7 protein-coding genes are annotated in these 7130 nt (G+C 26.0%); all 7 read left to right on the forward strand.

All coding sequences use genetic code 11. The annotated features are described in order from the left end of the window. Positions 1-115: 115 nt before the first annotated feature. The 7 genes from JWF52_RS03100 to JWF52_RS03130 all read left to right on the forward strand — a co-directional run bounded on the left by JWF52_RS03100 (position 116) and on the right by JWF52_RS03130 (position 7083). The gene (locus tag JWF52_RS03100; protein WP_208331883.1) at positions 116-625 is read left to right on the forward strand and encodes a DedA family protein; all 510 of its coding nucleotides are present in this window, start codon (positions 116-118) and stop codon (positions 623-625) included. Between the two features lie 27 nt (positions 626-652). Next, positions 653-1921 (forward strand): glycosyltransferase, encoded by a 1269-nt coding sequence (locus tag JWF52_RS03105; RefSeq protein ID WP_208331884.1) that lies wholly within the window; start codon positions 653-655, stop codon positions 1919-1921. Between the two features lie 96 nt (positions 1922-2017). Next, entirely contained in the window at positions 2018-2722 is a 705-nt protein-coding gene (locus JWF52_RS03110; RefSeq protein WP_208331885.1) for a response regulator transcription factor, read from the forward strand. Further along, positions 2694-4901 carry a sensor histidine kinase gene (locus tag JWF52_RS03115; protein ID WP_353654863.1) on the forward strand — a complete coding sequence of 736 codons (2208 nt, stop codon included), beginning with the start codon at positions 2694-2696 and terminating at the stop codon, positions 4899-4901. Before JWF52_RS03110 ends, JWF52_RS03115 begins: the two co-directional genes overlap by 29 nt. A gap of 132 nt (positions 4902-5033) precedes the next feature. Then, positions 5034-6164 (forward strand): aminopeptidase, encoded by a 1131-nt coding sequence (locus JWF52_RS03120; RefSeq protein WP_208331886.1) that lies wholly within the window; start codon positions 5034-5036, stop codon positions 6162-6164. Positions 6165-6287: 123 nt separating this feature from the next. Continuing rightward, complete coding sequence (locus JWF52_RS03125; RefSeq protein WP_208331887.1) at positions 6288-6464, forward strand: hypothetical protein; 177 nt, start codon at positions 6288-6290, stop codon at positions 6462-6464. 181 nt (positions 6465-6645) lie between these two features. Next, complete coding sequence (locus JWF52_RS03130; protein ID WP_208331888.1) at positions 6646-7083, forward strand: YaiI/YqxD family protein; 438 nt, start codon at positions 6646-6648, stop codon at positions 7081-7083. Positions 7084-7130: the final 47 nt, after the last annotated feature.

The following is a 7130-nucleotide window of genomic DNA, read 5'->3' on the forward strand; positions in this document are numbered from 1 at the left end:
AGTAAGTGCTTTTTTATTTTAAATAATTCTTTAGAAATTCTTTAGATTTACTACAATAATATCTTAAGTTTTTAAGTTTATTATATATCTAATTAATAATGAAGGAGGAATTGAGATGGGATTAGAGTCATTAACAAGTTATTTATCAGAGTATGGACTTATATTTTTATTTATAATAGTACTTTTAGAATATATGAATTTACCAGGATTTCCTGCTGGAGTAATTATGCCATTAGCTGGAGTTTGGGTAGCAAATAGTGGAAATAATTTTTTTGTTGCCCTGATAATTTCTGTATTAGCTGGGTTAATAGGAAGCTGGCTGTTGTATTTTTTAGGAATGTATGGTGGAGAGTTTTTCCTAGATAAATATATTAAAAAATTTCCAAGCCATGAAAAGTACATTAAAAGCAATATGGAAATGTTAAGGAAAAGAGGAAATGTAGGTGTATTTATAAGTAAGTTTATACCAATGGTAAGAACAATTATATCAATACCAGCGGGGGTATTGAAATTAAATTTTATAAAATACACAGTATATTCAACTTTAGGTATATTAATATGGAACTTCATATTTATAGCATCAGGATATTTTTTTGGAGATAGAGTTTTACAAGCATTATTATAAAAATTTAGAATACGGAGGGATGATTATATGCGTATAGCTATGTTAACTAATAATTATAAGCCATTTATAGGAGGAGTTCCTATATCGGTAGAAAGATTAACTGACGGGTTAAAAGAAATTGGACATGAAGTTTTCGTATTTGCACCAAATTATGATAATCAGATATATGAAGAACATGTAATAAGATGTAAATCTAAAACAAGTAAAAAAGACAGACATGTTATACCTAAAATATTAGATACTAGGCTTGAAAAAGAATTTAAAAAATTAAATATTGATGTTATACATGTACACCATCCATTTTTATTAGGTAATGTTGGACTTTATCTAGGTAGAAAATATAATGTACCTGTTGTATTTACTTATCACACAAGATATGAACAGTACTTACACTATGTAAAAGTATATAGCGCTATTGAAGAGAGGCGTAAAGTTGAAAATAATAGAAATTTAATTTATTTAGAGGATAAAATATTAAACTATACTAAAAATAATTTTGTTCCAAAGTATTTAAGTAAATTTGCGAATAAGTGTGATATGGTATTCGCTCCAACAAACTTAATTAAAGAGAGTTTAGAAGATAATGGTATAAATACAGATATTGAAATAGTTCCAACTGGGCTAGAAAAAAGATATTTTAATGCAAATATAGATGAAGTACAAGAAATAAGAAGCAAATATAAAAGAAATAAAAATTATTTGTTTTGTACAGTAGCAAGACTTGTAAAAGAAAAAAATTTAGAGTTTATAATAGAAGGTTTAAGTAAATTAAAAGAAAAAGAAGGGGATTGTTTTAATCTTATAATGATAGGTGATGGTCCTTTAAAAGAAGAACTTATAAACAAAGCTAAATATTTAGGATTAGAAAATAATATAATATTTTTAAATTCTATAAAGAATGAAAAAATAGGAAATTACTACAAAGCTTGTGATATGTTTTTATTTTCATCTAAATCTGAAACACAAGGAATTGTTTTATTAGAAGCAATGGCAGCTAAAAATCCAGTGATAGCAATACAAGCAAGTGGTGTTACTGATGTAGTTAAAAATAACATTAATGGATATATGACAAATGATAATATAAAAGACTGGGTTGAAAAAATAAGTTATTTAATGAATAATGAGTCTGATATGGAGAAATTAAGCCAAGGAGCTTATGATACTTCTCTTAAGTATTTAAATTCAAATATTGCAAAACTAGTTGAATCAAATTATAAAAAGGTTATTGAAAATTATTGCCATAAAAATCAAATATATAAAAAATTTACTTCATTAGTATCAGAATATGTTAATTAGATAATTTAGAATGAATAAAATATCAATAAATGCTAAAATTCTTATGATATTGTATAATAATTATTATGTAATAGTTATAAGAAGGGGGTAATTGATATGAAACCATATAATATTTTAGTTGTAGAAGATGAAAAAGAGATAGCTGATGCTATTGAAATATATTTGTTAAACCAAGGATATAAAGTATTTAAAGGATATAATGGACTTGAAGGTCTTGATATTATAGAAAAAGAAACTATTCATTTAGCAATAATAGACATTATGATGCCAAAAATGGATGGTATAACATTAACAATGAAGCTTAGAGAACATTATAATTTTCCCGTTATAATGTTGTCTGCAAAATCGGAAGAAGTAGATAAAATAATGGGATTAAATATGGGTGCAGATGATTATGTCACAAAGCCATTTAAACCTTTAGAACTTTTAGCAAGAGTAAACTCCCACCTTAGGAGATATACAAAATATTTAAATATAATTAAAGAGAATAAGGAGAATAGTAGCATATTTACTATAGGTGGTTTGGAATTAAATGAAGATACAAAAGAAGTGACAGTAGATGAACAATATATAAAAACGACACCTATTGAATTTAAAATACTGCATTTAATGATGCAAAATCCAGGAAGAGTATATTCATCAGAAGAGATATATGAAAGAGTATGGAATGAAAGTGCAGTAAATACAGATACAATAATGGTTCATATTAGAAATTTAAGATCAAAAATAGAAATAAACCCAAAAAATCCAAAATATTTAAAGGTGGTGTGGGGTGTTGGATACAAAATTGAAAAACAATGATAAAAAATTAATAGCCACTCTTGGTATACTAATAATAAGCTTGCTTTTTTCAATTGTAATGATTAAGTCATATCCTATAATATATGAAAAATCCAAAGAGTATGATTATAATCCGTTTGAATCTAGAGAGCTTATAGATGATATAAACTCTACTAATTATGTACTTTATCAAAGGTTAATTGAAAAAAAGACTAATACTGTAAAAAATGCATCAGATATTTTTATAAATAATGAAAGTATTAAATCAGTAACTGAAGATATTAAATTAGAAGGCAATTATAGTTCATATAAAGAAGAAGACATTAAATTAGACCTTAAAAGAAATTTTGAGGATAGATTTAATGGTTGGGAAAGAACTTTAAATTATGATTTAGATAATTTAGAATATTATGCATTAGACAAAGATAGTAAAAAAGCGGTATATAGTAAGAGTAATGAAATTGATGTATTAGAAAATAGTGATGGAAAATCAAAAGAAAGAATAGATACTCTTAAGGAAAAATATCAATTTTATACAATTATTGATTTTGATGAAGATGGAAGTATAAGTGTAAGAGAAAGTTATGGAGCAAATTCTAAATCTATAGAAAGAACTCTAAGAGATATAAATAGGACTAATGTTGATTATAAAATAGAGCCAATAAAAAATGCTACATTTATATATGCAGTACCTCACAAATTATACTATTATGATAACATATCTAGATACATAAGTATTGAAGAACGTGCGGGAGATTTTGTAGCAAGTTCATTTGTAGTAAATTTATCTATGATGGTAGCAATAATATCTCTTTTAATACCTTATAGATTATCAAGTCAAGTACTTGGATTTAATAAATTGTGTAAAATACCACTAGAATTTGTAATAGGACTTATACTGTTTATAATAATATTCTTTAATATATATCCAGCAGGAATAGTACAAACTAGTGTAAATAGTGATACATTAAATTACTTGATTAGTGTAAATATAAATAAAAATATGGCTCATGTATTAATAAATTTAATGAATTTAATTATATGGTCTATACATTTTACAATCGTCTTTTTAATGACTACTTTAGTAAAATATATATTTAAAATAGGATTTTCAAATTATATTAAAAATCACACTTATACTGGAAGGTTAGTAAATAAATTAGTAAATAGATTAAGAAGCATAAAGAACAGAGTTAGTGCGATAGATTTAAAGAAAAAGCCAAATAAATTTATATTCACTGCACTTAGTATAAATCTAATAATATTAGTAATTATGTGTATAGTATGGATATTTGGTATAGTTCTTGCAATAATATACACACTAGTTATGTTCATTATACTAAAGAAATATTCAAAGGATGTGATAAAAAAATATGATAAGCTTTTAGAGGCAACTCATGAAATATCACACGGTAACTTAGATATAGAAATAGATGAAAATTTAGGAGTATTTGAGCCTATAAAAAATGAACTACAAAGTATTCAAAAAGGTTTTAAAATGGCAGTTGAAAAAGAAGTAGTAAGTCAAAAAATGAAAACAGAGCTTATATCAAATGTATCACACGATTTAAAAACGCCATTAACTTCTATAATTACTTATATAGATTTATTAAAAAATAAAAATATAAGTGAAGAAAATCGACAATCTTATATAGACACAATAGATAAAAAATCTCAAAGACTTGAAAATTTAATAGAAGATTTATTTGAGATGAGTAAAGTAAATAGTGGTAATATACATTTAAATAAAATGGATGTAGACATAGTTTCATTAATGAAACAAACACTATTAGAAGTAAGCGATCAAATAGAAGAATCAGGGTTAATATTTAAAAATAATTTTCCAAATGAAAAAGTAATATTAAACTTAGATAGTCAACGTACATTTAGAGTATTTGAAAATCTAGTACTTAATATAACAAAGTATTCTATGAAAAACTCAAGAGTATATATTGATATACTAGAACATGAAGATAAAGTTGATATAATACTCAAGAATATGTCAGCAGTAGAAATAGATTTTGATGTTAATAATATAGTTGAGAGGTTTGTAAGAGGAGATAAATCACGTAATACAGAAGGAAGTGGATTAGGGCTTGCTATAGCTAAAAGCTTTGTTGAATTGCAAGATGGAAGCTTAGAAATAAGTGTAGATGGAGATTTATTCAAGGCGAAAATTAGTTTCAAAAAGAAGAAATAATAAAAAGTGTAGAAAGTTTATACAATTTAAACCTTCTACACTTTTTTATATAAATATTTATTTATATATTGGTGTTTAATTATTTTAAGATTTAATATATAAATAGGGATTAAATTAATGGGAGGGATATTTATGGCAGATAAGAGACTAAATAAATTAGCGAAATTACTAGTAAACTATTCAACAGAGGTTAAAGAAGGAGACTTTGTATTTGTATGTGCAGATGAAGTATCAAAACCATGGGTTGTGGAAGTAGTTAAAGAATCTATAAGAGCTGGAGCTCATGTAGAATACATAATGGATTCTAATGAAGTTGATGAAATAAAGCTAAAATATAGCAATGAAAAACAACTTAAAGAAGGTGGAAACTTTATATACGAAAACTTATTAGCTAAATCCGATGTATGGTTAACTGCATGGGGAAGTAGAAATACAAGGGGATTATCTAATATAGATGCACAAAAACTTAAGCTATCGCAACAAGGAGCAACGAAGTGGAGAAAAGTTTATTCAGAAAGATGTGGTGATGGTTCTCTAAGATGGTGTGGGACACAGTACCCTACATATGCAGATGCTCAAGAAGCTTCTATGAGTATTAGTGAATATGAAGACTTTGTTTATGGGGCAGGACTTTTAGATAAAGAAGACCCTGTAGCTGAATGGAGACGAATAAGTAAAGAGCAAGAACGATGGATAAAATATCTTGATAGTAAAAACGAAATTCATATAATATCAGAAGGCACAGATATTAAAGTTGATGTAAGTGGTAGAAAGTGGATAAATTGTGATGGTAAAGAAAATTTTCCAGATGGAGAAATTTTTACATCACCAGTAGAAAATAATATAAATGGTCATATTAGATTTTCATTCCCAGGGATATTTCAAGGTAAAGTTATTGAAGGAATAGAACTAGATGTTAAAGATGGAAAAGTCATAAATGCAAGGGCTGAAAAAGGTGAAGATTTATTAAAAGCATTATTAGAAACAGATGAAGGTTCAAGTTTTTTTGGTGAGGTAGCAATAGGAACGAATTACGGAATAAAAGATTTTACATCTAATATGTTATTTGATGAAAAGATTGGTGGAACTATTCATATGGCAATAGGTGATTCAATGCCTGAGGCTGGAGGAAAGAACAAATCATCTCTACATTGGGATATGTTATGTGATATGAGAAATTGTGGAAAAATATATGCAGACAACGAACTTTTCTATGAAAATGGAAAGTTCATAGATGATATTTTAGAAAAATATAATCTATAAGCTTAATAAAAAATACTATACGTATAATACGTATAGTATTTTTTATTAAGCTTAAAATAATTTGATTATAAATACTGTGCTAGGTCAATAATGAAAGTATAAGTATATAAAGGGGGAAGATATATGATAGTATTAAGTAGGGAAAATATTATAGAAGGTTTAATTGAATTAAGAGAAGAATCTGATTTTGAAAATAAGAAAATAATTAATAATATAAAATATATAATAAATAAAAAAGATGTTAATGATATAGATAAATTAAAGTTAATAAATAATGAGCTGGGAAAAGTAATATTATAAAATAAAGCCTATGTACTGTATAGTATGTAGGTTTTATTTTATAATATATAAGTTATAGTAAATTATTCACATTCAAGGAACTTATATCCTAGAATTTTATGAATAGCTTGTGTAAATGAGTTAAAAAAATATATTTTGTTAGCTATATTAGCTAAGTAAAATTTTTTATTTAGGAGAGAATATGAAAATACTAATAGATGCAGATGGTTGCCCAGTGGTAGATATATCTATAAAGGTAGCAAAAAAATTTAACTTAAAGACAATAATAATGTGTGACACATCCCATAATTTTAAAAGATTGGGAGTTGAAACAATAACCTTATCAAAGGGATCTGATTCTGTAGATTTTGCTCTTGTTAATAAAGTTGAAAAAGGAGATATTGTTGTAACTCAAGATTATGGATTAGCAGCAATGGTTTTAGCTAAAGGTGGGTATCCTATAAACCAAAATGGACTAGTTTATGATAATGAAAATATAGATCAATTATTATTTACAAGACATATTTCTAAAAAGGTTAGAAGTGCTGGAGGTAGAATGAAAGGGCCTAAAAAGAGGCAAAAAGAAGATGACATAAGATTTGAGGAGAGTATGACTAAACTTTGTGAGAAAATTATATAGAGTTTCATGAGAAACTTAGACAAGTATAAATAAACTCATTTTAATAT

The organism is Clostridium sp. CCUG 7971, from assembly GCF_017590215.1.
GTDB lineage: Bacteria > Bacillota > Clostridia > Peptostreptococcales > Peptostreptococcaceae > Faecalimicrobium.